The sequence below is a fragment of the Pseudarthrobacter sp. NIBRBAC000502772 genome, assembly GCF_006517235.1.
Lineage (GTDB): Bacteria > Actinomycetota > Actinomycetes > Actinomycetales > Micrococcaceae > Arthrobacter.
Genome location: NZ_CP041188.1, coordinates 2,076,366 through 2,098,282, shown reverse-complemented (window position 1 = coordinate 2,098,282; position 21,917 = coordinate 2,076,366). Strand labels below are relative to the sequence as shown.

The 21,917-nt window shown below is 65.3% G+C and carries 22 protein-coding genes and 3 pseudogenes; 5 read left to right on the top strand and 20 right to left on the bottom strand.

From position 1 onward, the window contains the following. Window positions 1–81 precede the first annotated feature (81 nt). A complete protein-coding gene (gene rpmI / locus NIBR502772_RS09775; RefSeq protein WP_009358635.1) occupies window positions 82–276 on the bottom strand; it encodes a 50S ribosomal protein L35 in 195 nt (64 codons plus the stop codon). A 129-nt stretch (window positions 277–405) separates the two neighbouring features. On the opposite strand from rpmI, the pseudogene NIBR502772_RS23050 reads away from it, so the two are divergent. Then, window positions 406–723 (top strand): annotated as a pseudogene (locus NIBR502772_RS23050) (hypothetical protein); the annotation flags it as partial. Between the two features lie 329 nt (window positions 724–1,052). Here NIBR502772_RS23050 and infC read toward each other — a convergent pair. Next, window positions 1,053–1,454, bottom strand: a pseudogene (gene infC, locus NIBR502772_RS23045) (translation initiation factor IF-3); the annotation flags it as partial. 388 nt (window positions 1,455–1,842) lie between these two features. On the opposite strand from infC, the gene NIBR502772_RS09765 reads away from it, so the two are divergent. Further along, window positions 1,843–2,229 carry a DUF1844 domain-containing protein gene (locus NIBR502772_RS09765; RefSeq protein ID WP_141140039.1) on the top strand — a complete coding sequence of 129 codons (387 nt, stop codon included), beginning with the start codon at window positions 1,843–1,845 and terminating at the stop codon, window positions 2,227–2,229. 157 nt (window positions 2,230–2,386) lie between these two features. Here NIBR502772_RS09765 and NIBR502772_RS09760 read toward each other — a convergent pair whose 3' ends face one another. From NIBR502772_RS09760 to NIBR502772_RS09730, 8 genes and pseudogenes are all read right to left on the bottom strand, one after another. Next, complete coding sequence (locus NIBR502772_RS09760) at window positions 2,387–3,691, bottom strand: MFS transporter (RefSeq protein ID WP_141140038.1); 1,305 nt, start codon at window positions 3,689–3,691, stop codon at window positions 2,387–2,389. A 55-nt stretch (window positions 3,692–3,746) separates the two neighbouring features. After that, window positions 3,747–4,643, bottom strand: coding sequence for an SseB family protein (locus NIBR502772_RS09755; RefSeq protein WP_141140037.1), 897 nt, complete (start codon window positions 4,641–4,643; stop codon window positions 3,747–3,749). A 9-nt stretch (window positions 4,644–4,652) separates the two neighbouring features. Further along, window positions 4,653–5,398 (bottom strand): annotated as a pseudogene (gene priA, locus NIBR502772_RS09750) (bifunctional 1-(5-phosphoribosyl)-5-((5-phosphoribosylamino)methylideneamino)imidazole-4-carboxamide isomerase/phosphoribosylanthranilate isomerase PriA). Window positions 5,399–5,455: 57 nt separating this feature from the next. Then, window positions 5,456–5,614, bottom strand: coding sequence for a hypothetical protein (locus NIBR502772_RS22390; protein WP_167349814.1), 159 nt, complete (start codon window positions 5,612–5,614; stop codon window positions 5,456–5,458). Continuing rightward, window positions 5,615–6,346, bottom strand: coding sequence for an imidazole glycerol phosphate synthase subunit HisH (hisH, locus tag NIBR502772_RS09745; protein WP_141140036.1), 732 nt, complete (start codon window positions 6,344–6,346; stop codon window positions 5,615–5,617). Beyond that, on the bottom strand, window positions 6,343–6,969 hold the full coding sequence (gene hisB, locus NIBR502772_RS09740; protein ID WP_104063411.1) for an imidazoleglycerol-phosphate dehydratase HisB: 627 nt from the start codon (window positions 6,967–6,969) through the stop codon (window positions 6,343–6,345). The genes hisH and hisB overlap by 4 nt, the downstream gene beginning before the upstream one ends. Before the next feature lie 81 nt (window positions 6,970–7,050). Beyond that, window positions 7,051–8,169, bottom strand: a complete 1,119-nt coding sequence (locus tag NIBR502772_RS09735) for a histidinol-phosphate transaminase (RefSeq protein ID WP_141140035.1) — start codon at window positions 8,167–8,169, stop codon at window positions 7,051–7,053. Window positions 8,170–8,247: 78 nt separating this feature from the next. Continuing rightward, window positions 8,248–8,571 carry a LysM peptidoglycan-binding domain-containing protein gene (locus tag NIBR502772_RS09730; RefSeq protein ID WP_246848791.1) on the bottom strand — a complete coding sequence of 108 codons (324 nt, stop codon included), beginning with the start codon at window positions 8,569–8,571 and terminating at the stop codon, window positions 8,248–8,250. 466 nt (window positions 8,572–9,037) lie between these two features. Between NIBR502772_RS09730 and lexA the strand changes: the two genes are divergently transcribed. Further along, a complete protein-coding gene (lexA, locus tag NIBR502772_RS09725) occupies window positions 9,038–9,784 on the top strand; it encodes a transcriptional repressor LexA (protein ID WP_104063372.1) in 747 nt (248 codons plus the stop codon). 12 nt (window positions 9,785–9,796) lie between these two features. Here the strand turns inward: lexA and NIBR502772_RS09720 are convergent, their stop codons facing one another. Together NIBR502772_RS09720 and hflX are read right to left on the bottom strand one after the other, a co-directional pair. Then, window positions 9,797–11,854: an ATP-dependent DNA helicase gene (locus NIBR502772_RS09720; RefSeq protein WP_141140033.1), complete on the bottom strand. Its 2,058-nt coding sequence runs from the start codon at window positions 11,852–11,854 to the stop codon at window positions 9,797–9,799. Then, window positions 11,847–13,412, bottom strand: coding sequence for a GTPase HflX (hflX, locus tag NIBR502772_RS09715; RefSeq protein WP_141140032.1), 1,566 nt, complete (start codon window positions 13,410–13,412; stop codon window positions 11,847–11,849). The genes NIBR502772_RS09720 and hflX overlap by 8 nt, the downstream gene beginning before the upstream one ends. Before the next feature lie 435 nt (window positions 13,413–13,847). Between hflX and NIBR502772_RS09710 the strand changes: the two genes are divergently transcribed. After that, on the top strand, window positions 13,848–14,462 hold the full coding sequence (locus tag NIBR502772_RS09710; protein ID WP_141140031.1) for a class I SAM-dependent methyltransferase: 615 nt from the start codon (window positions 13,848–13,850) through the stop codon (window positions 14,460–14,462). Here NIBR502772_RS09710 and dapF read toward each other — a convergent pair. From dapF to NIBR502772_RS09680, 6 genes are all read right to left on the bottom strand, one after another. Continuing rightward, the gene (gene dapF, locus NIBR502772_RS09705) at window positions 14,443–15,387 is read right to left on the bottom strand and encodes a diaminopimelate epimerase (protein ID WP_141140030.1); all 945 of its coding nucleotides are present in this window, start codon (window positions 15,385–15,387) and stop codon (window positions 14,443–14,445) included. The two genes, NIBR502772_RS09710 and dapF, sit on opposite strands and share 20 nt — an antisense overlap. Window positions 15,388–15,396: 9 nt before the next feature. Beyond that, complete coding sequence (miaA, locus tag NIBR502772_RS09700) at window positions 15,397–16,293, bottom strand: tRNA (adenosine(37)-N6)-dimethylallyltransferase MiaA (RefSeq protein ID WP_141140029.1); 897 nt, start codon at window positions 16,291–16,293, stop codon at window positions 15,397–15,399. 3 nt (window positions 16,294–16,296) lie between these two features. After that, a complete protein-coding gene (miaB, locus tag NIBR502772_RS09695) occupies window positions 16,297–17,844 on the bottom strand; it encodes a tRNA (N6-isopentenyl adenosine(37)-C2)-methylthiotransferase MiaB (RefSeq protein ID WP_141140028.1) in 1,548 nt (515 codons plus the stop codon). 94 nt (window positions 17,845–17,938) lie between these two features. Beyond that, entirely contained in the window at window positions 17,939–18,442 is a 504-nt protein-coding gene (locus tag NIBR502772_RS09690; RefSeq protein ID WP_141142018.1) for a regulatory protein RecX, read from the bottom strand. 187 nt (window positions 18,443–18,629) lie between these two features. Then, window positions 18,630–19,688: a recombinase RecA gene (gene recA / locus NIBR502772_RS09685; RefSeq protein WP_141140027.1), complete on the bottom strand. Its 1,059-nt coding sequence runs from the start codon at window positions 19,686–19,688 to the stop codon at window positions 18,630–18,632. A gap of 233 nt (window positions 19,689–19,921) precedes the next feature. Beyond that, entirely contained in the window at window positions 19,922–20,146 is a 225-nt protein-coding gene (locus NIBR502772_RS09680; RefSeq protein ID WP_056343046.1) for a DUF3046 domain-containing protein, read from the bottom strand. Between the two features lie 41 nt (window positions 20,147–20,187). Here NIBR502772_RS09680 and NIBR502772_RS09675 point away from each other — a divergent pair, with 41 nt between their 5' ends. Continuing rightward, window positions 20,188–20,757 carry a MarR family winged helix-turn-helix transcriptional regulator gene (locus NIBR502772_RS09675; RefSeq protein ID WP_104063364.1) on the top strand — a complete coding sequence of 190 codons (570 nt, stop codon included), beginning with the start codon at window positions 20,188–20,190 and terminating at the stop codon, window positions 20,755–20,757. 75 nt (window positions 20,758–20,832) lie between these two features. Here the strand turns inward: NIBR502772_RS09675 and NIBR502772_RS09670 are convergent, their stop codons facing one another. Both NIBR502772_RS09670 and NIBR502772_RS09665 read right to left on the bottom strand, forming a co-directional pair. After that, window positions 20,833–21,285, bottom strand: a complete 453-nt coding sequence (locus tag NIBR502772_RS09670; protein ID WP_056342905.1) for a helix-turn-helix domain-containing protein — start codon at window positions 21,283–21,285, stop codon at window positions 20,833–20,835. 152 nt (window positions 21,286–21,437) lie between these two features. Next, window positions 21,438–21,917, bottom strand: a complete 480-nt coding sequence (locus tag NIBR502772_RS09665) for a CinA family protein (RefSeq protein WP_141140026.1) — start codon at window positions 21,915–21,917, stop codon at window positions 21,438–21,440.

The following is a 21,917-nucleotide window of genomic DNA, read 5'->3' as shown; positions in this document are numbered from 1 at the left end:
CTGCCGGAACAACCGGCTGGCCTGAGAAGCCTTTTTGGTAGTTGACTGCTGCCAGGTGGCATCAGTCAGAGAACTTGGAACTTAGATGCCGAGCATCTTCCGGATGACCTTAGCGTCACCCTTGAAGACAATCTTGTCGCCGGCGAGGCGACGAGTCAGCCTGGAGGACTTGTGCTCAAGGTAGTGGCGGCGGTTGGCCTGCTGGCGGCGCAGCTTGCCGCTGCCGGTCAGCTTGAAGCGCTTCTTAGCACCACTGTGGGTCTTCATCTTCGGCATGGGAACCGATCTCCTTACGTGTCCACAGACATTGTCTGCAGTTCTTTCGAGCAGCCGCCCCTGCAGGCGGCATGCTGGTTGCGTACTGCAGGAGGATAACCTCCCGCAGCTTTGAACTAGGTAGTCTTCTTGCCAGCCGGCTTCGGAGCTGCCTTGGGGGCAGGCCTTGCAGCAGGCTTCGGCGCTGCCGGCCGGGCGATCGGCTTAGGCATCGGCACCGGCGGCCTCGGAGCTGCCGGAGCCGCAACTTCGGCGGGCTTGGCAGCGACAGGAGCCTTGACGGGTGCCGGGGCTGCCTTGGGAGCCTCACGCTTGGGAGCAGCGGCCCTCGGGGCAGCCTGCTTGGGCGCCTCCTGGACGGCGGCTTCCTTCACGGGTGCTGCCTTGGCGGCGGTTTCCTGTGCAGGAGCTTCCTTCGCGGCGGCTTCCTTGACGGGAGCTTCCTTCGCCGGCGCTTCCTTGACAGGGGCTTCGGCTTCCGGAGCGGCTTCAGCAGGCGCCTCAGGTGCTTCAGACTGTGCCGGAGCTTCGGTTTCCGGCACCGTGGTGATGGCGAAACCTTCCGGAAGAAGGTCAGCCAGCGACTGCGTGAGCGGTGCCTGGTCGTCGCCGGAGACGTCGATGCGGCCGCCACCCGTAGCTTTCGCTTCGTTCTGCGCCTTGGCCTCTGCACGCTGTGATGCGCGGCGTGCCTCAGCCTTGGCTTCGGCCTTGTTCTTCAGCGGGCCCACAACCATGACCATGTTGCGGCCATCGATACGGGGGCTGGACTCGACAACGCCCACTTCGGCGACATCGTCAGCGAAGCGCTGGAGCAGGCGGATGCCCATTTCCGGACGCTGCTGCTCACGGCCGCGGAACTGGATCATGGCCTTGACCTTGTCACCGGCACCGAGGAAGCGCAGTGCATGGCCGCGCTTGGTCTCGTAGTCGTGGGTGTCAATCTTGAGGCGGAAGCGGATTTCCTTCAGAACAGTGTTGGTCTGGTTCTTCCGTGCTTCACGTGCCTTGACGGCGGCCTCGTACTTGTACTTGCCGAAGTCCATCAGCTTGCACACCGGAGGCTTGGCCTGCGGTGCAACTTCAACGAGATCAAGATCGGACTCGGCAGCCAAACGCAGGGCATCGTCAATACGGACGATTCCTACTTGTTCACCTGCAGGACCGACCAGCCGCACCTCGGGGACGCGGATACGCTCATTGATTCTTGGCTCGCTAATGTTAAAGCTCCTGTGATTGATGTGGCATTCCACCGGCAAATAGAGAAGGCCCCCAATTGCCGGAGCAATCGAAGGCCTCGAAGGTCGGATGCACGATCCTTCGTAAAGGCTGTGCGCACTTCCCCAGGCTCAACGCCTGATGGAACTGTCCGACCGGTACCCGGCAACCTTGGTTCCTGGCGGAATTGCTTCCGGTGGGAAAACGGCTGACGCGGGTGGGAGAGTACTCCGCTTGCAAACTGCATGCCATTCTACAGAACAAATCCCGCCTAACGCAGCTAAGCGTTGGTGGGACCTTCCACAGCAAAATAACGACATCCAGTCGGTCTGTGACAAGCTTACCAGTATGAGCACCCCAGACAGTAATTCACACGTTTTCGAGGCCTCGGACGCCAAGGCTGACGTGACCCAGCAAATCCGCGATATCTCGGAGGTGCCGGCCATCGAGGTCATCACCACCGCCGCCGTGCACCTGATGAGCGCGGCAGCGGTCAAGCTGGGCCTCGCCGCCGAGGACAATGCAGAGGAACTCAAGGATCTGGACGAGGCCCGCAAGCTCATCACCGCCCTTGCCGGACTCGTGACTTCAGCGGCCCCCGAAATCGGATCGCAGCACGCCGGCCCGTTGCGCGATGGCCTGCGTTCCCTGCAGCTCGCGTTCCGCGAGGAGTCCATCATTCCGGACGCCCCGGGCAAGGGCCCGGGCGAAAAGTACACGGGCGCCGTCAACTAGAACCAACCAGCAAGAACTTCACAAAGTACGACGACGGCGGCGGACGGTCCACACGGACCCTCCGCCGCCGTCGTGTTTCACTTTGTTTTTGTCCGGATAACGGGACTTCCGCACCTGGAAAGGCGGAATATCTGGATAAGAACTCCGGAGGCCGGCGTCAGACGGCAGCGCGGCGGCGTCGGTGGGCCTGGAGCAGTAGTCCCACCAGGCAGAGCAGAACTCCGGCCACGCCCACGGAGACAAATCCGCCGGATGGTCCCATCCCATCGATGAAAATCCCGGCAAGGGGCGCCCCGAGCGCCACCCCGGCAGTCAGCGCAGAGCCGTACCAGCCCATCGCCTCGCCGCGGCGGTCCTCCGCCACCAGGTCTGCCACATGTTCGGAGGCGGCCGACAGGACAGGGGCGCACAACAGGCCCGGAAGGATCGAGACGAGGGCCAGCGTCCAGGTGTCCTGGGCGAAGCCCATCGGGATAGTCAGGGCCGCCATCCCCAGCAGCAGCAGGATCGGCGAAACTGGACGGTGCATGGCCCCGTACACCAGTCCGCCCACCACCGATGCGGCGCACCAAAAGAGGAACACAATGCCGATTTCGCCCTGGTGCCCGCCTGTTTCCAGGGCAGCAACAATGCCAACGTCCGTGCCGCTGAGCACCATGCCGGTTCCAGCCGCCACGGCGAATACGGCCGCTACGGTGGCCGTGAGCCAGACGAAGTTGTGGGCCACCTTGCCCCGCAGCCCCGCCGGCCCGCTGCGGGCGCGTTCTGCCCCTGCCGGGACGAGGTCTGCCGCCGCTTCCTGGAGGTGTGCCGGTGCGGCGGAAAGCACAGCCACTGCCGCGGCGTGGCGCTGGTCTGCCCGGCACTCCTCAGTCTGCATGGCACTTCGAGTAGGCGGGTTGAACCACATGAGGAACAATCCGGCCAGTGACGTGGAAACGCCCACCACGGTGAGTCCCAGAACAGTGAAGCCGCTGGTGGCCACAACGGCTCCGGCGGCAGGCCCGATCATAAACACCATCTCCGTGGCGATCGAGTCCAGCGCAAAAGCGGTCCGCCGCTGGTCGCCGTCCGCGAGGACGCCCAGGGACTGGCGGATCACGCTGAAGATCGGCAACGTCAGCAGGCCGCCGACGAACACCAGCGGAAGCAGCCACTGGTAGGACACGTGCGGCACCATGGACCAGATGAGGGCCTCTGACACCACTGACGGAATCAGCGCCCGGCGCAGGCCAACAGTGTCCACGCGCCTGCCGCGCCATGGTGCGCCGACGGCAATGCCGATGGTCATAACAGCCGCTGCGGCGCCTGCCGCGGCGTACCCCTGGTCCAGGGTCAGGACGATATGCAGGGTCAGCAGCAGGCCTGCGGCCGAGTGGGGGATGCGGGCGATCATGCCGACCAGCAGCAGCCGCCGGATGGGCCGGTGGGCCAGCAGCTCCCGGTAAAGAGCGAAGTTCACGGAAAATCCTTTGGGTCTGCCCGCGGCAGCCCGGGATCTCCGCGCCAACCGTCAGCTATTGTGCTGCGCGCCGCAACTTGATTTCGATCGAGTCAACACGCTCTCCAAACAATACATTCCGGGACCATGCCTGTTGGAGGCCGGACACCAGCTCCTGGACTGCCGGAGCGTCCAACCCATCCTCAAGGTGGAGCAGCACCTGAAGTTCCGGCCCGGCACCGCCCCCGGAGAGCCGGGCACCCCTACCGGTGAGGACGGCGACGCCGGAACCCGGGAGGAGGGCAAGCTTGCGCACCACAGGGAAGGCGGCCGTTGCCTCCGCCATCTCGGCTGCCAACGCCGCATCTGTGTAGGAAGGGATCCACACCCGTTGCTGGGCCAGCGCCCAGACGGCGGGCCGCCGGACCACGAACGTGAGCTCAGAGCCTGGATCGAGCACCAGTAACTCGGCCCCCTCGGCCACGGCCGAGAGGGCAGCCCGGGCGGCGTATACCGCCACCGGCCGGGCTTCTGGATGCCAGGCAGCCAAGGCCTCGGCCGAGGTAAAGGCCGGCATGGCCGTCCGGCCGTCGGCGGCCTTCAGGGTGACCAGCGCCATGTCCGCCTGCTTGTCCGACGTCAGGCCGTCGACGCCGGCCGCTTCCTCGCCGAGCTGGGCGATGATCGGGATGAAGACGCGGGCGGTGGCCAGCGAGGCCACCACAGCCGCTTCGTCGCCATTGCTGTCAACCAGGGCCGAGACGGCGGCGAGGTAGCCGGTGTCGGCCGTTCCGTCGTCGTCCTTGAAGTTATGGATCCTGCTGTCGTCCCCGGCGAGGCTCCGGCCTTCCCACGGCCGGCCGGCCGAGTCAGTACGGCCGCCCGCGCCCGCCAAAGCCGCCGCAATGTGTCCGGGCAGATGGCGCGGCGGCGGCGATTCCGCTGCCGGATCGGCGTTGTGCGTGCTGTCCACGGAAACTGCCTAGCGGCGGCCGGCGACGTCGAGGGCTTCGGGGAGCGTGAAGGCACCGGCGTACAGCGCCTTGCCAACAATCGCGCCTTCCACGCCCAGCGGCACCAGGGAGCGCAGCACTTTCAAGTCGTCCAGGCTGGAGATGCCGCCGGACGCGACCACCGGCTTGCCGGTCTTCTCCACCATCTTGCGCAGGAGTTCAACGTTGGGGCCCTGCAATGTGCCGTCTTTCGTAACGTCAGTGACAACGTACCGGGAGCACCCGGCTTCTTCGAGCCGGCCCAGGACCTCCCAGAGGTCCCCGCCTTCTTTGGTCCAGCCGCGGCCTGCCAGCGTGGTTCCGCGGACGTCGAGGCCGACGGCGATCCTGTCGCCAAAGCGGTCGATGGCACTGCGGGTCCACTCGGGGTTCTCCAGCGCCGCCGTGCCGAGGTTAACGCGGGCCACGCCAAGGGCCAGCGCCGCCTCGAGGGATTCGTCGTCCCGGAGTCCGCCGGAGAGCTCCACCTTGATGTCGAGCCGGCCCACCACTTCACGGAGCAGCTCGGCGTTCGACCCCCGGCCGAACGCGGCGTCAAGGTCCACCAGGTGCACCCATTCGGCGCCCTGCTCCTGCCAGTTGAGGGCTGCCTCCAGCGGTGTGCCGTAGCTCGTCTCGCTACCAGCCTCCCCTGGACCAGCCGCACGGCCTGTCCGTTTACGACGTCGACGGCGGGCAGCAGTTCAAGAACCGGCAGATCGGTTGCGGTGGTCATCTCAAATCCTCTTGGGTGTTGGGTTGCTCGTGGAAGCGGAACTGTTGAATGTGTGGGCTAGGTTCCAGGAAGCGTCAGGAGGTAGGCGGCCAGCAGCGCCATCCCGGCCAGGACGTAGAAGCCCACCTGGGTCCAGAGCGGTTTGTGCTGCTGCCTGAAGGACAGTGCGCCGCCCACCAACAGGCCAGCCAGGCCCATCAGGACAATCGACCACATCTAGGCGGCGTCCGTGGCAGCTGGCTTGCGAAGGCCGTCCACCCAGTTGCGCAGCAGCCGTGCGCCGGCGTCGCCGGATTTTTCCGGGTGGAACTGGGTAGCGCAGAGCGGTCCGTTCTCCACTGCGGCAATAAAGCGCGCGCCATGCTCTGACCAGGTCACCAGGGGCGCAGTCATCCGCGGCTGGATCACGTCGAAGTTCCAGTCCTGGACCCCATAGGAGTGAACGAAGTAGAAGCGCTGGTCCGCGACGCCGGCGAAGAGTTTGGATCCTTCCGGGACGTCAACAGTGTTCCAGCCCATGTGTGGCACCACTTCGGCGGGAAGGAGTTCCACCTTGCCCGGCCACTCCCCCATGCCTTCAGCTTCTGTCCCGTGCTCCACCCCGGCCTCGAACAGGACCTGCAGGCCCACGCAGATTGCCAGGACCGGCCTGCCCCCGGCCACGCGCCGGCCGATCAGCCGGATGCCGTCCACGGCCTTGAGCTCGCGCATCACAGTCTCGAACGCGCCGACCCCGGGTACTACCAAGCCGTCGGCATTAAGCACGTCCTCCGGCTTGGAGCTGAGGATGACCTCGGCTCCTGCCCGCTCCAGGGCGCGCACGGCGGACCGGACGTTTCCCGAACCGTAATCCAGGACAGTGACCGTGGGCTTGCCTTCGGGCGACACAGGCTTCTTGCCGGTGGCCGGATCAATGACGGCGCCGTCCCGGAGAATTTGGCCGCTCACAGGGCACCCTTGGTGGAGGGGATTCCCTCCACGCGGGGATCGGGCTCGACCGCAGCACGCAGGGCGCGGGCGAAGGCCTTGAACTGCGCTTCCACAATGTGGTGCGGGTCGCGGCCCGCGATGACGTTCATGTGGAGGCAGATGCCGGCATGAAGCGTGATGGCCTCAAACACGTGGCGGGTCAATGACCCCGTGAAGTGGCCGCCGATCAAGTGGTACTCCTGCCCGGCAGGTTCTCCGCCGTGCACCAGGTAGGGGCGGCCGGAGACGTCGACGACGGCGTGCGCCAGGGCTTCGTCGAGGGGCACGGTGGCCTCGCCGAACCTGCGGATCCCGGCCTTGTTTCCCAAGGCAGTGCGCAGGACTTCACCGAACGTGATGGCGACGTCCTCCACCGTGTGGTGGACGTCAATGTGGATGTCACCGGTGGCTTTGACCGTCATGTCAATGAGCGAGTGCTTGCAGAGCGCCGTCAGCATGTGGTCGTAGAACGGGACAGACGTGTCGATGTCCGAAACGCCCGTGCCGTCGAGGTTAATCTCCACGAGCACTGACGATTCACTGGTGGCACGCTCCATGCGTGCGGTCCGGGGCGCGGCAGCGTTCGATCCGGTGAAGCTCATGGTCATATGTCCTTTAGGCGAAGTCAGTGGTGCGAAAGCGAAGGAGATGTGCCGGCGCGCGGCGGCGCCGATACTTCAAGTTTAGGCGGGCAGCCTGGCCTGGCTGGCCAGGATGCGTTCCAGCGACGTCAGGAAGGCTGTGGTCTCCGTCTCAGTTCCCGCCGTGACACGCAGGTGGCCGGGGATGCCGACGTCGCGGATCAGCACGCCGTCGTCCAGCAGCCGCTGCCAGACGTCATGCGGGCTGTCGAGGCCGCCGAAGAAGACATAGTTCGAATCGGAGGCGGCAGGTTTGAGTCCCATTCGCGTAAGTTCCGAAACGATGCGGTCGCGCTGTTCCTTGATGTCCTCGACGTCGGCCATCAGCGCAGTGCGGTGCTGCAGGGCGGCGAGGGCTGTTGCCTGGGTGATGGCCGAAAGGTGGTACGGCAGCCGGACCAGGCGCAGCGCGTCCGTGACTTCAGGAGCGGCAGCCATGTAGCCCAGGCGGGCGCCCGCGAGGGCGAACGCCTTGCTCATGGTGCGGGACACAATGAGGCGCTCCCGGCCGGGCAGCAACGTAAGGGCGCTCGGCGTTCCGTCGTGGGCGAACTCGTGGTAGGCCTCGTCAACGATGACGATCGTCTGGCCGGCCTCGCCGGCCTCGTACACGGCCTCCACAACGTCCAGGCCCAGCCCCGTGCCGGTGGGATTGTTCGGCGAGCAGAGGAAAACGATGTTGGGCTGAAGCTCTTTGACCTGCAACGCGGCCGACTCGGCACTGAGCCCGTAATCGTCGGCCCGCTGCCCGACGATGTACCCGGTGTCCGTGCCGCTGGCCAGGAGCGGATACATCGAGTACGTGGGCGGGAAACCCAGGGCCGTCCGCCCGGGTCCGCCGAAAGCCTGGAGAATCTGCTGGAGGACCTCGTTGGACCCGTTGGCCGCCCAGATGTTGGTGGCATCAAGACCGTGGCCGAGATACTCGGCCAGCGCTTCCCGGAGTTCGGTGAACTCACGGTCCGGGTAGCGGTTGAGGCCCGCCGCGGCTTCCGTCACGGCCACGCTGATCGCGGCCCGGACGTCCGCCGGGACGCCATGGGTGTTTTCGTTGACGTTCAGCAGGATAGGTACATCCAGCTGCGGGGCACCGTACGGGGTCAGCCCGCGGAGGTTGGTCCGGAGGGGAAGTCTGTTCAGACGCTCTAGCTGGTCATTCACCTGAACAGTTTAGGTCCGAAGCAGACGGCCGGAAAATGTGACGGCCTGCGGCGGCACACGCCCGAGCCCGCAGGCTCTTTACCTGGTGGGGACGAAGAGCTGCTGTCCGGGGACAACGCCGCCGGCGGAAAGGTTGTTCAACTGGGCAATATCCGCGATGACATCACGGGGATCACGCTCGGGCGCAACGGTACTGGCGATGGCCCAGAGTGACTGGCCGGCCTGCACCGTGACCGAGACTGTTGGCGTTAGCGACAGGTCGGCGGCAGAATCGGCGGCTTTTGCCGGGGCGTTGAGGAAACCTGCCAGGGAAAGCAGGATTGCGGCAAGAATCACGAGCGGGATGCCGATGAGCACAATCCGGCCCCTGCGCGTCAGGCGCAGCGGCGGCAACGGTTCCATGCGCTGCCTTGGCGCCGCTCCCGACGTCGGAACGGGTGCGGACCACTGCCGCGAGGTGAGGTCCTGCACGGAAATGAACTGCGGACGCGAGTCCTGCGAAGCAGATATAGCTGACATGAAATGAGCCCTCCTGGACCATACTGTGCTGCCCGGCGCGCCCTCCGCGTCCACTTGCCGGTGCCGGCCTGGGCCGTCCATAAATTCGAATATTCGAATCCGCAAGCAACGAGTAGAACACATGTTCGAACTTTGCTTCTTCATTTTTAGCACTTATCAACGAATATTGTCGAGACTCGCTAGAACAAATGTTTGAAAAAGCCCTGTGGCTGGCCTACGTTTGGATCAAAGAACAACCACCTCTGTAGTTGATCAGCAGGGTCTGACAATCAACTCCGACACCAGCCCCGGGGCGTTCCAGGCACCAGCGGCCGGAGCGGAGCCGGGCAACCGAAAGGCATTGGCGAACATGGCAGCACCAGCCGCCGAGGGCAAGGCGACACCGCAGCGCCGCCAGCCCCCACGAACCCCCAAGGGGCTCACCGCCCGCCAAAAGAAGATCCTTGAAACCATCCAGCGCTCGGTGAATGACAATGGCTATCCGCCGTCGATGCGTGAAATCGGTGACACCGTGGGCCTGGCGAGTTTGTCGAGCGTGACCCACCAGCTCTCACAGCTGGAGAAGCTGGGATACTTGCGCCGGGACCCCAAGCGTCCGCGCGCCATGGAAGTCCTGATGCCGTTGACGCTTGACGGCGGGTCCACTAAGTCGAACGGGACAACCAAGCCCTCACTCCTGCACGGCATCGGCGGGACGGTCACCGAACTTCCCTCTGCCATGGACACCGCGATGGTGCCGTTGGTGGGCCGGATCGCGGCCGGCGGGCCCATCCTTGCTGACCAGGTGGTGGAAGATGTGATGCCCCTGCCCCGGCAGCTCGTGGGCCAGGGCGAGCTCTTTATGCTGCGTGTGGCCGGCGACTCCATGGTGGATGCTGCCATCTGCGACGGCGACTGGGTAGTGGTCCGACGGCAGGCAGACGCCTCCAACGGCGATATTGTCGCGGCCCTGCTGGACGACGAAGCCACCGTCAAGACCTTCCGCCAGCGCGACGGCCACACGTGGCTGTTGCCGCAGAACACCCAGTACGAGCCCATCCTGGGCGATCACGCCACCATCATGGGCAAGGTCGTCTCGGTCCTCCGGTCGCTATAGGACTGCGCGCAGTCAGGCGCCCTTCCCGGCCAGCCTTTCCAGGGCGGCGAACGCTGTTTTGCGGTCCGTGGTGGGCCAGAATGGCGGCAGAGCGGCGCGCAGGAATCCGGCGTAGCGTTCTGTAGCAAGCCGGGAATCAAGCACGGCCACCACGCCTTTGTCTCCGGTGGAACGGATCAGCCTGCCCGCGCCCTGGGCCAGGCGGATGGCCGCGTGGGTCGCCGATACCGCCATAAAGCCGTTTCCGCCGGCCTGCGCAACGGCGCGGGATCGTGCGGTCATCAGCGGGTCATCCGGCCGTGGGAACGGAATGCGGTCGATCACCACCAGCCGGCATGATCCACCGGGAACATCAACACCCTGCCACAGGGACATGGTGCCGAACAGGCACGTATCGGGCTCGTCCGCGAACTGCTTCACGAGGGCCGTCATGGTGGAGTCGCCCTGGCAGAGAATGCTGAGGCCAAGCCGGGGACGCATCGCTTCAGCGGCCTCCTCGGCGGCTCGGCGGGACGAAAACAGACACAGGGCGCCGCCGCCGGACGCGCGGATCAGCGCCTCCAGTTCATCGAGGGCCTCCGGCGACGCCCCGCGGCCTGGCTTGGGGAGGTGCCCTGCGACATAGAGGATCCCCTGTTTGGGATAGTCAAAGGGCGATCCGACATCGATCCCGCTCCAGCTGGGCGCGCCCTCCCCCACCAGTCCCAAGCCGCCGGCGGTCGGTTCAAAGGCTGAGCCGATGGCCAGGGTTGCCGACGTCAGGACAACCGTGTGGCCGGCGAACAGCCCTTCGCGGAGCTTGCCGGCAACGCTAAGCGGCGCGATGTTGACCAGGACCGGCGCAGACTCGTCGGGCTGCGCATAGCCCTGTTGCGGATCGAAGGAACTTGCGCGGGAAAACCACACCACTTCGCGGTTTTCACGGGCCACGATCAGCCGCTCGCACAGTTCGAGGATCAGCATCAGGCGTGAGCGCGCGAGCTGCCGCCCGCCGTCGGCCGTTTGGCTGCCGTCCCCCTTGGAATCGGACAGTGCAGCACGGCAGGCCTCACGCAACTGGTCCACACAATCCAGCTGTTCGTCGTTGAGGCCATTCGGGAGCAGCCCGTTGGGCACGCCGTCCAGGGCGAGTTCCAGGTTGGCGGCAGCTGCGTTGAGGGCATCCACGGTGATGGCCGTGTGTTTCCTTGCGCCCGACGCCGCAGCGTGGATCATTGCCACGGAGAGTTGCCCCGACACCGCACCGGTGACCCGGTCCTGCAGTTCGTGGGCCTCGTCCACCACCACAACGTCGTACTCGGGAAGAACTGCCAGGCCTTCAAAGGCGCTGACGGCGAGCATGGCATGGTTGGTGACCACAACGTCGGCCTCGGCGGCGGCGTGGCGCGCCAGTTCGCTGAAGCATTCGGCTGCCATGGGGCATTTCTGGGCCCCAAGGCATTCCATGGACGTCACTGAAACCTGCCGCCAGGCCCGGTCTGTTACTCCGGGAAGCAGTTCATCACGGTCGCCCGTGGTGGTCTTCTCCGCCCACTCGCGCAGTCGCACCACTTCCTTGCCGAGTTGGGACGACGGCCCGCCCAAGGCAGCGGCGAAATGCGGGACGCTGGTGTCTTCGCCGAGGGAGAACAGCTGGCCCTCGGCGGGTTCCTCGGAGGGGAACCCGCCTTCGAGCTTGTGCTGGCACACATAGTTGGAGCGGCCCTTGACCAGGGCCACCTTGACAGGGCGGTCCAGGGCAGGGGTGATGGTCTTCAGCAGCCGGGGAAGGTCGCGGCCCACAATCTGGGTCTGCAGCGCAAGCGTGGCCGTTGACACCAGGGTGGGTTTGTTGCTCACGAGCGAGTGCGCAATGAGCGGAATCAGGTAGGCCAGGGACTTCCCGGTCCCCGTTCCGGCCTGAACCAGGAGGTGGTCGCCGGTTTCGATGGCCTTGGCCACCTGCCTGGCCATTTCGTGCTGCCCGCTGCGGCTTTGACCGCCCATGCCGGCCACGGCGCGGTCGAGCAGTTCGATCACGAATTCCTCGCCAGCCGTACCTTTGACTTCCCCCGCCGCAACCTCAGTCATGGTTGATGAAGGATTCCAGTTCAGCCGCAAGGCCCTCGCGCACCATCACCAAGGCGCGGGTACCGTGCTCGCCGTGATCCAGGCTCAGGATCTCGGCATCGGTCTCGTGCAGTTTGCTGATCAGGTCACCGCGGTCGTAGGGAATCAGGAGCTCCAGCTTCACGCCGGGCCGCGGAATCCCGTCACTGATGGCCCGCAGCAGTTCGGCGATCCCCTGCCCGGTGCGGGCCGAGACCACCACGTGGCGCGGCTCGCGCTGCTTGAGGCGCTCCACCACAAACGGATCAGCGGCATCGGCCTTGTTCAGGACAATGATCTCCGGCACCTTGCGGGCATCCACTTCGCTGAAGACCTTGCGGACTGCAGCAATCTGGCCCTCCGGGTCCGGGTGGGACACGTCCACCACGTGCAGGATCAGATCCGCGTCAGCCACTTCCTCCAACGTGGAGCGGAAGGCTTCCACCAACTGCGTGGGCAACGACCGGACAAACCCCACGGTGTCCGCGAGGGTGTAGCCGAGGCCATCGGAGGTTTCGGCCTTTCGCACTGTGGGATCCAGGGTGGCGAAGAGCGCGTTCTCCACCAGCACGCCGGCGTCGGTCAGCCTGTTCAGCAGCGATGACTTCCCGGCGTTGGTGTACCCGGCAATCGCAACGGAAGGCACTGAATTACGACGGCGGTTGGCCCGCTTGGTCTCCCGTGCCGGCTTCATTGCCGCGATCTCACGCCGCAGCTTGGCCATGCGGGTCCGGATCCGGCGGCGGTCCAGTTCGATTTTTGTTTCACCCGGTCCGCGCGAACCCATGCCGGCGCCCGCGCCGCCCACCTGGCCACCAGCCTGGCGGGACATCGATTCACCCCAGCCACGCAGGCGCGGCAGGAGGTATTCGAGCTGCGCCAGTTCCACCTGGGCTTTGCCTTCACGGCTCTTGGCGTGCTGGGCAAAGATGTCCAGGATCAGGGCCGTGCGGTCAATGACTTTGACCTTGACGATGTCCTCGAGGCTACGCCTCTGTGACGGTGCCAGTTCGGCATCCACCACAACGGTGTCAGCCCCGGTGGCCATCACGATTTCCTTGAGCTCGAGGGCCTTTCCGGAACCCAGGAACGTGCCCGGGTCCGGTTTGGCACGGCGCTGCACCATCCCGTCCAGGACTTCCGAGCCTGCTGTTTCGGCGAGGGCGGCGAGCTCACGCAGGGAATTCTCCGCGTCCGCCAAAGTGCCTTCGGACCATAGCCCGGCAAGGACCACTCGTTCGAGCCGCAGTTGCCGGTATTCGACCTCGGTGACGTCTTCGAGTTCGGTGGACAGCCCGGCCACGCGCTTCAGTGCCCGGCGTTCCTCCCGGTCCTGCTGGTCGCCGTCGTAGCTGGTGTGTTCGTCGTCCAAGCGGGAGATCGCCTGGGCCCTGCCGAACACGCCCTTGTCACCGTCTGCGGCGGTGACGTTCCTGGCCGGTACGTCCTTGGCGAGAATCCGGTCGATGACAGCTTGGATCTCCTCGGGACTCATGTCCTGGGCTGCTGGATCTGAACCGGTGTTGGGCTGGCTGGTCATGGTCTCCTTTGAAGTTTCGGCATTTTCAGAATAGTGCCGATCGTTGTTCAGTGGTGAAGTATTCGCGCTGGGCTGACTTGCAGTCATCCGGGCCTCCTGGTCTGCTGCGCGCCGGCCGGGACCGGACAGCGCAGGGAGTCTTCGCATTCGGGGATGCGTGGAGTGGTGGAAGCGCGGGCAAACAGCAAGGACCGGCGGCGGCAGATCGCTCGAGTATTGCCCGGCGGCATACCAGACACGGAAGACCTGGCATGTGGCGCACTTGCGGAAGGTTAATACCTGCATCGCTGCGGGGCACGGCTTCGGAACAGGCGGCGTCCGGGAGGGACACCGGCCGTGCCGGCTACTCGAAGATCAAGAACATGGGTCCAAGATTAGCAGAAGCGGTGCCCGCGGTTTCGCATTGTCCACCCCGGCCAACTAATCTGGCCAGTTATGGAGTCCGCACACTATTTCAGCGCATCGCCCGCCGGGCCGTTCACCCGCAAGCCGCTCACCGTGGAACTGGCCGGCGAGACGCGCACGCTGCAGACGTCCGGCGGCATCTTCAGCCCCGACGGCATCGACAAGGGGACGGCGGTGCTCCTGGCCGAGGTCCCGGCCCCGGACCCCACAGGCAACCTCCTTGACATCGGCTGCGGCTGGGGGCCCATTGCCCTGACCCTCGCATTGCGGGCGCCACACGCCAAGGTCTACGCCGTGGACGTCAATGAACGCTGCATCACGCTGACCAAGGAGAATGCGGCCCTGCTGGGCCTGGGCAACGTGCTGGCCAGCACGCCGGACGCGGTGGACCCGGACCTGCGCTTTGACACGATCTGGTCTAATCCGCCCATCCGGATCGGCAAGGATGAACTCCACAGCCTCCTGAAGCTGTGGCTGCCCCGGCTCGCGTCGGGCGGCTCCGCGTGGCTGGTGGTCCAAAAGAACCTGGGCTCGGATTCGCTTCAGCGCTGGCTCGCGACGGAACTGGATGCATCCTTCGCCGTGAGCCGGGAGTCCACGTCCAAGTCCTTCCGGATCATTCGGGTCAGGAAAGCGTCCCAGTAGCCACAATTACGGCAGGCCCGCTGAGCTCGACGTGCTCGTGCCCGCCGGCCCCGGAGAAGAACTTAACGCCGACGACGCCACCCGGCACGTTGACCTGCCAGGAGTCCGGCGCTTCCGCCCCTGCCCAGTGCCGGATGGCCACTGCGGCGGCGCACGCGCCCGTTCCGCACGACTGGGTCTCGCCCACACCCCGCTCATGGACGCGCATGGTGATGGTGCCGATCCCGTTGTGGACCAGCGGTTCGGCAGGCACGACAAATTCAACGTTGGTTCCATTGGCCGGCACCGGATCGACCTTCGGAGCAGTGTAGAGCCTGGTGGCTTCCAATTCGGACAGTTCAGCCAGTGCCACCACGGTGTGCGGGTTGCCCATGCTCACCGACAGGGCCGGGCGGGGCACTTCCAGCCCGTCTGCGGTTACCAGCGAGTCCATGGCTTTCGCCGTCGCGTCGCCGGGGAAAATGAATTCCCACGCCCCCATATCCACCGCATAGCTGTCCCCTGTCCGGACCACGGTCTTGACGCCGCCGCGCGTCCCGATGGTAAGCGCGCCGCCGTCGGGCAGGTCAACCAAGCCCTCGGCACGCAGGAAGTGCACAAATACGCGGACCCCGTTGCCGCACATTTCCGAGAGCGACCCGTCGCCGTTGCGGTAGTCCATGAACCATTCGGCCTCGGGGCTGCTCAGCAGCAGCTCGCGGCCTTCGGAGAGGTACCGGGACGGGACGGCCCGGATCAGTCCGTCGCCGCCGATCCCGCGGTGACGGTCGCAGAGCGCGGCTACCTGGCCGGCGTCGATGGTGTGGACGCCGTCGGGGTCGGCGACCATCACAAAGTCGTTGCCGGTGCCGTGTCCCTTGGAGAAGCGGAGTCCGCCCAAGGTGTGGAAGACGGGCTCTGTGGTCTCTGCGGGAGTTGCGTCCATGGTCCTAGATTACCGGCTGAGAGCCACGGCCTGGGCCGTAAGGTCCGGCGCCTGCCAGTCCAGCCAGGTGATGCGGGGATCGGCGCGGAACCACGTGAGCTGGCGCCTGGCGAACTGCCGGGTGGCCACAATGGTGTCCTCGGCTGCCTCGGCAACTGTTGAACCGCCATCGAGCACTTTCAGGAACTGGGCATAGCCGAGGGCCCGCGGCGCAGTTTTGCCGCCGCGGAGACCGGCCGTGTCCAGCCGGCGCACTTCCCCCAGCAGCCCCTGGTCCACCATGTTGTGGACCCGCAGTGCCAGCCGTTCACGGAGGACGTCGCGGTCCACGGCCAGGCCGATCTGGACGGCAGGCTGGAAATACTCCCGCTGGGGCATAAAGGAACTGAAGGGCCGGCCGGTGAGCTCATGGACTTCGAGCGCCCTGATGATCCGGCGCGCATCGGAGACACGGCCCGCGGACACCGGGTCCACCTCCCGGAGCCGTGCCAGGAGGGCATCCTGGCCGGCTTCATCGAGCTCAGCCTCGAGCCGCTGCCGGAGGACAGGATCCGTGCCGGGGAATTCGAGGACGTCGAGGGCGGCCCGCACATAGAGACCCGAACCGCCCGCCAGAATGGCTCGCTTGCCGCGCGCGTGGATATCGCTGACGATGCTCCGGGCCTGCTGCTGGAAGTCTGAAACGCTGGCCTCCTCCGTGACGTCCAGGATGTCCAGAAGGTGGTGGGGAACGCCCTTGCGCTCTGCTGGCGTGATCTTGGCGGTGCCTATGTCCATCCCGCGATAGAACTGCATGGCGTCGGCATTGATGACCTCGCCGTCCAGCTCCAGGGCAAGGTTCACGGCCAGATCGGACTTACCTGACCCTGTGGGACCAACAACAGCAATCACCGGAGGCTGGACCACCGGTCAGCGGCTCCGTACCGGCAGCGTGGGCATCCCCAGCGAGACTCCGGTGCGTCCGGCGCCGCCTGCGGCAGCCGGCACGGGAGCGCCGCACGAATCTGCCTGGGACCTGTCCCAGGCGTCCCCCGCGCGGGAACGCCGCAGGCTGTAGTCCTGCAACGACGGGTCGGCCACGAGGTGGAAGGCTGCGGCTTCGGTGATGGTGACTGTGACCAGGTCCCCCGGACGCGGTACCTCTGCCCCCTCGGGAACGGAGAAATGCACCAGCCGCTGGTCCTGGGACCGGCCCGACAACCTGTGGGTTTCTTCGGACTTGCGCCCTGAGTGGGCGGTGACCATCACCTCTACCCGGCGGCCAAGCTGCGTGGCGTTTTCCTCGGCAGCGATCCTGTCCTGCAGTGCAGTCAGGCGTTCAAACCGCTCCTGGACCACGGCCTTGGGAAGCTGGTCCGGCAGGTCTGCGGCGGGAGTACCCGGACGCTTCGAGTACTGGAAGGTGAACGCGGTGGCGAACCGCGACTGCTCCACAACGTCAAGGGTGGCCTGGAAGTCTTCCTCGGTTTCGCCGGGGAAGCCGACAATGATGTCAGTGGAGATGGCGGCGTGCGGGATCTTCTCGCGGACCTTGTCCAGGATGCCTAAGAACTTGGTGGAGCGGTAGGACCGTTTCATGTCCTTCAGGACTTTGTCGGACCCGGACTGCAGCGGCATGTGCAGCTGCGGCATCACGTTGGGGGTTTCGGCCATGGCGTCTATGACGTCGTCGGTGAAGGCGGCGGGGTGGGGGCTGGTGAAGCGGACCCGTTCCAGGCCATTGATTTCACCGCACGCGCGCAGGAGTTTGGAGAACGCCTGCCGGTCGCCGAACTCCACACCGTAAGAGTTCACGTTCTGACCCAGGAGGGTGACTTCGATGGCGCCGTCATCCACCAGGGCCTGGATTTCAGCCAGGATGTCGCCCGGGCGGCGGTCCTTTTCCTTCCCGCGCAGGGCCGGGACAATGCAGAACGTGCAGGTGTTGTTGCAGCCGACCGAGATGGAAACCCAGCCGGAATAGACCGAGTCACGCTTGGTGGGCAGCGTGGAGGGGAAGACGTCCAGGGATTCGAGGATCTCCAGCTGGGCTTCGTTATTGTGCCGGGCCCGGTCCAACAGTGCCGGGAGGGCTCCGACGTTGTGGGTGCCGAAGACAGCATCCACCCAGGGAGCCTTTTTCAGGATGGTCTCGCGGTCCTTCTGGGCCAGGCAGCCTCCCACGGCGATCTGCATCCCCGGGTTGGCGGCCTTGACGGGCGCCAGCATGCCCAGGTTGCCGTAGAGCTTGTTGTCCGCGTTTTCGCGGACCGCGCAGGTGTTGAACACCACGACGTCGGCCTGCTCGCCGCTGGCCGGTACGTAGCCCGCGGCCTCGAGCATGCCGGCCATCCGCTCCGAATCATGCACGTTCATCTGGCAGCCGAACGTGCGCACCTGATAGGTACGGGGCTGCTGGAGGGCTGGGTCGGCTGACGGGGCGGTACCGGATGCGGGGGAAGGAATGGTCAAACTCACCTGTTAAGGGTACCGGGTCGCTACGGTTGCAGGATCGCCCAGGTTGCGGGATCGCTCAGGTTGCCGTAGGGGCGGGAGCGCCGCTTCCCCGGGCCTACAGATCCGGCAGGTTGTCCGGTGCGTCTGTCTGGGTCTCCGCATGTGCGTCGAGCACCTCGCCGACGATCCGGAACGCCTGCGACGGCTGATAGCCCTTGCGGGCAAGCATTGACGCCAGCCGCCGCGTGATCTTGTCCCGCTCGGCGCGGTCCGACAAATCCGTGCCTGCCCGGAGCTTCCGTTCCACCAGGAGCCGGGCCGACACTTCCTCGTCCGCGTCGGAAAGCTGTTCCAGTGCGGCGGCAGCGGTGTCCGCGTCAATTCCTTTGTCCGCCAGTTCGCGCCGGAGGGCCCCTTTGGCGAGCTTCCGAGACTGCGACCGGCTGCGCACCCACATGTCGGCGAACTCGGCGTCGTCAATGAGGCGGACCTCCTGGAAGCGGTCCAGGACGGCTTCCGCCACATCCTCCGGAATGTTCCGCTCGGCCAGTTTCCTAGCCAGCTGCAGCCGGCTTTTGGCCGAACTGGTCAACTGCCGGAGCACGATGGCCCGCGCCACGGACGCTGGATCCGGTTCTGCGTCTGGGTTTGCGTCGGCGTCTCCGGTGAGGGCAGCATCCGGACCGGGCCCGTCCGGCCCGAAGCCAGGGCGTCCGCCCTGTCTCCGCTGCCGTCGCCCCGATCCGGTGTCCTGCCCGGCCGCACGCCATCCGGCGCTCTGCCCGGCCGTCACGTCGGCGGTGTCCCTAGAAGCCGTCAACAGCCTTCAGCTTCGGCGTGTCTTTGACATCGGCTTCGGCGGGCTTGACTACCCCGACACCAAGCTTCTCCTTGATCAGGCGCTCCAGTTCGGTCGCCAGCTCGGGGTTGTCGCGCAGGAACCTGCGGGAGTTCTCCATGCCCTGGCCCAGTTGGTCGCCGTCGTACGTGAACCACGAGCCCGACTTCTTGATGATGCCGTGCTCAACGCCCATGTCGATGATGCCGCCCTCGCGGGAAATGCCCTGGCCATAGATGATGTCGAATTCGGCGATCTTGAAGGGCGGGGCCATCTTGTTCTTGACGATCTTGGCCTTGGTGCGGTTACCGACGGAGTCGGCACCTTCCTTGAGCGTCTGGATCCGACGGACGTCGATGCGGATGGACGCGTAGAACTTCAGGGCCTTACCGCCGGTGGTGGTCTCCGGGGAGCCGAAGAACACGCCGATCTTTTCACGGAGCTGGTTGATGAAGATGGCAGTGGTTTTGGTCTGGCTCAGGCGGCCGGTGATCTTACGCAGCGCTTGGCTCATGAGGCGGGCCTGCAGACCCACGTGGCTGTCGCCCATGTCGCCCTCGATTTCCGCGCGCGGCACGAGGGCAGCAACGGAGTCGATGACGATGACGTCCAGCGAGCCGGAGCCGATAAGCATGTCCATGATTTCCAGGGCCTGCTCGCCTGTGTCAGGCTGCGAGACCAGGAGGGCGTCCGTATCCACGCCCAGTCTGGCGGCGTATTCGGGGTCGAGGGCGTGCTCGGCATCGATGAAGGCGGCAATGCCGCCGAGGCGCTGCGCGCTGGCAACGGCGTGCAGTGCCACGGTGGTCTTACCCGAAGATTCCGGGCCGTAGATCTCCACAACGCGGCCGCGGGGCAGGCCGCCAATTCCCAAGGCCACGTCCAACGCGATGGATCCGGTGGGGATGACTTCAATGGGGGCACGGACTTCATCGCCCAGCCGCATGACCGAGCCCTTGCCGAACTGCTTGTCAATCTGTGCCAGCGCTGCGTCGAGCGCCTTTTGACGATCCGGGGCTGCCGCCATGGTTCACACCTCTAATGCTTTCTCGCTTTGGAGTGGCCTCAGCGGCCATTTCTTGGTCATCTCTGACGCTAATGGCACCCGCTGACATTCTGGCCGGATGACATCGCCTATGTGGATAACCCACTACGAAAAGCATAGCTTTACCCGAACAGGTATTCGAACAGATCCGGCGGCGTGTCAGCGCAGAAAGGGCGCAAGTGAGCCTGGGGAACGCTGTCCGGTTGGTGGCGGCGTCAGTCGCGCAGGGGTTTGACGTCGCGTCCCAGGCGCCGCTCCGGCGGCACATCCTGGACATCGCAGATGGCCAGCCACACCTGCCGCGGGCTCATTCCGGCCGCGAGGGCCTGGTCGGCGGTTCGCCCGCCGGCCCCGGCCAGGACCAGGGTGCTGCTCAAGACCCGGGAGTAGCCAGCCCCGAATTCGTCGTCCATAAGCCGCCAATAGTCACTGATCCGCACCAATAGAGTCTCTCACGGTCCCGGACCCTAGAATTGTTGCCATGAGCAACACTGCCGACGGCCCTCCTGCGACAGGCCTTCCCGAAACCGGCCTTCCGGCAACGTCCCCTGCGGGGACAGGTACCGACAAGGACACCGTCGATGAGGCACTGAACACCGTGGAACACCAAATCAGTCTCTTTTGGCGGCGCGCCCGGTCGGTGTCCCATCAGCTCTCGCGGCAGGTGCACCCGGACATGGAACCGGCAGCCTATGGCCTGCTTTCGGTCATCCGGCGCGAGGGACCCATCCGGTTGACAGACCTTGCCCTGAACATCGGAGTGGGCAAGCCATCCGTCAGCCGCCAGATCGCTTTCCTGGAAAGCATCGGGCTGGTGTTCAAGGAAGCTGACCCCCTGGACGGAAGGGCGCAGTCGATCCGCCTCACCGAAAAGGGCGAGGAAAAAATGCATCAGGTCCAGGATGCGCGCCGCCAGGATTTCCGTGAGCGGCTCGGTGAGTGGCCGGTCGGGGAACTGCAGACCCTCGCCGAATACATGGCAAAGCTCAACTCCCTCTTTGAACTCGACGGTTTCGCGAAGGACCCGTCCGCCGGCGACACGGCAAAATAGCCAGCACACGCAACAAAGCCTCCGGCCAATGGCCGGAGGCTTTGTTGCACTTCCTGTCTGGCTCCTGCGGACGGCTTACCGTGCGCCGGAAAGCAGGCCCTTGGACAGTTCGTTGTTGAGTTCAGCGTTCAGATCACGATCAAGGTCGCGGCCGTAGCGCTGTGAGAATTCCTGGGGAACGGTGTCCGGAACGGCTACGCCCTCGGCGACGGCGACACGGTCGCTGACTTCCCTGAGCATGCTGGACAGCGGCACGTCCAGGGCTGAGCAGATTGAGGAGAGGAGCTCTGATGAAGCTTCCTTCTGGCCGCGCTCTACTTCGCTGAGGTAGCCCAAGGAAACACGGGCACTGTGCGAAACTTCGCGGAGCGTGCGTCCCTGGCGCTGGCGTACATCGCGCAGGACATCACCGATTTCGTGACGAAGTACAACCATCTTGCGCTCCTTCTGTTCGCTCTTGGCCTGATCGGCGAGGCCCACATCCTTCCAGCGGACAACGCCGTTTATGGATACGGGCTGCTTTACCATCTGTATCGCCTTGCTCCCTCATAAGTGCGGTCCGCCGTGGAGCGAACCGTGGTGGTTTATTCATCCTAGGCGCCTCCGCTATCCGGAAGCGACACAATGTAATAACTAATGGACGCCGGGATTTGTTCCCGGCAACTTTACGCCCGGTAGCTTCAGGAAGATAGGGCCGCGATCAGGCTTTCCAACGCGGCACCGCAAGCCTGTCCGCGGATCTCTGCCCGGTTACCCGTGAAGCCGTACTCGAGGTAGGACGCACCGGCCGCTGTGGCAATCCCGATGAACACCGTCCCCACCGCTTTGCCGTCATGTCCATCCGGGCCGGCTACCCCTGTGGTGGCGACGCCGAGGTCGGCGCCTAGCGCGGTCCTGGCCCCGGCCGCCATGGCCGCTGCGACAGCACCGTCAACGGATCCGGCGGCGGCCAGCAGCTCTGCCGGAACACCCAGGACGTCCACTTTGACGGAGTTCTGGTAGGCCACCACACCGCCTTGGAGCATGCCTGAGGCTCCGGCTGTGTCGGCGAGGACGGCGCTGACCATTCCCGCAGTGAGCGACTCCGCGGTCGCGACGGTGCGGCCCGTTTCCAGGGCCATTTTGACTGTCTGTTCCGCCAGGTGGTGAAGGTTGGTCAC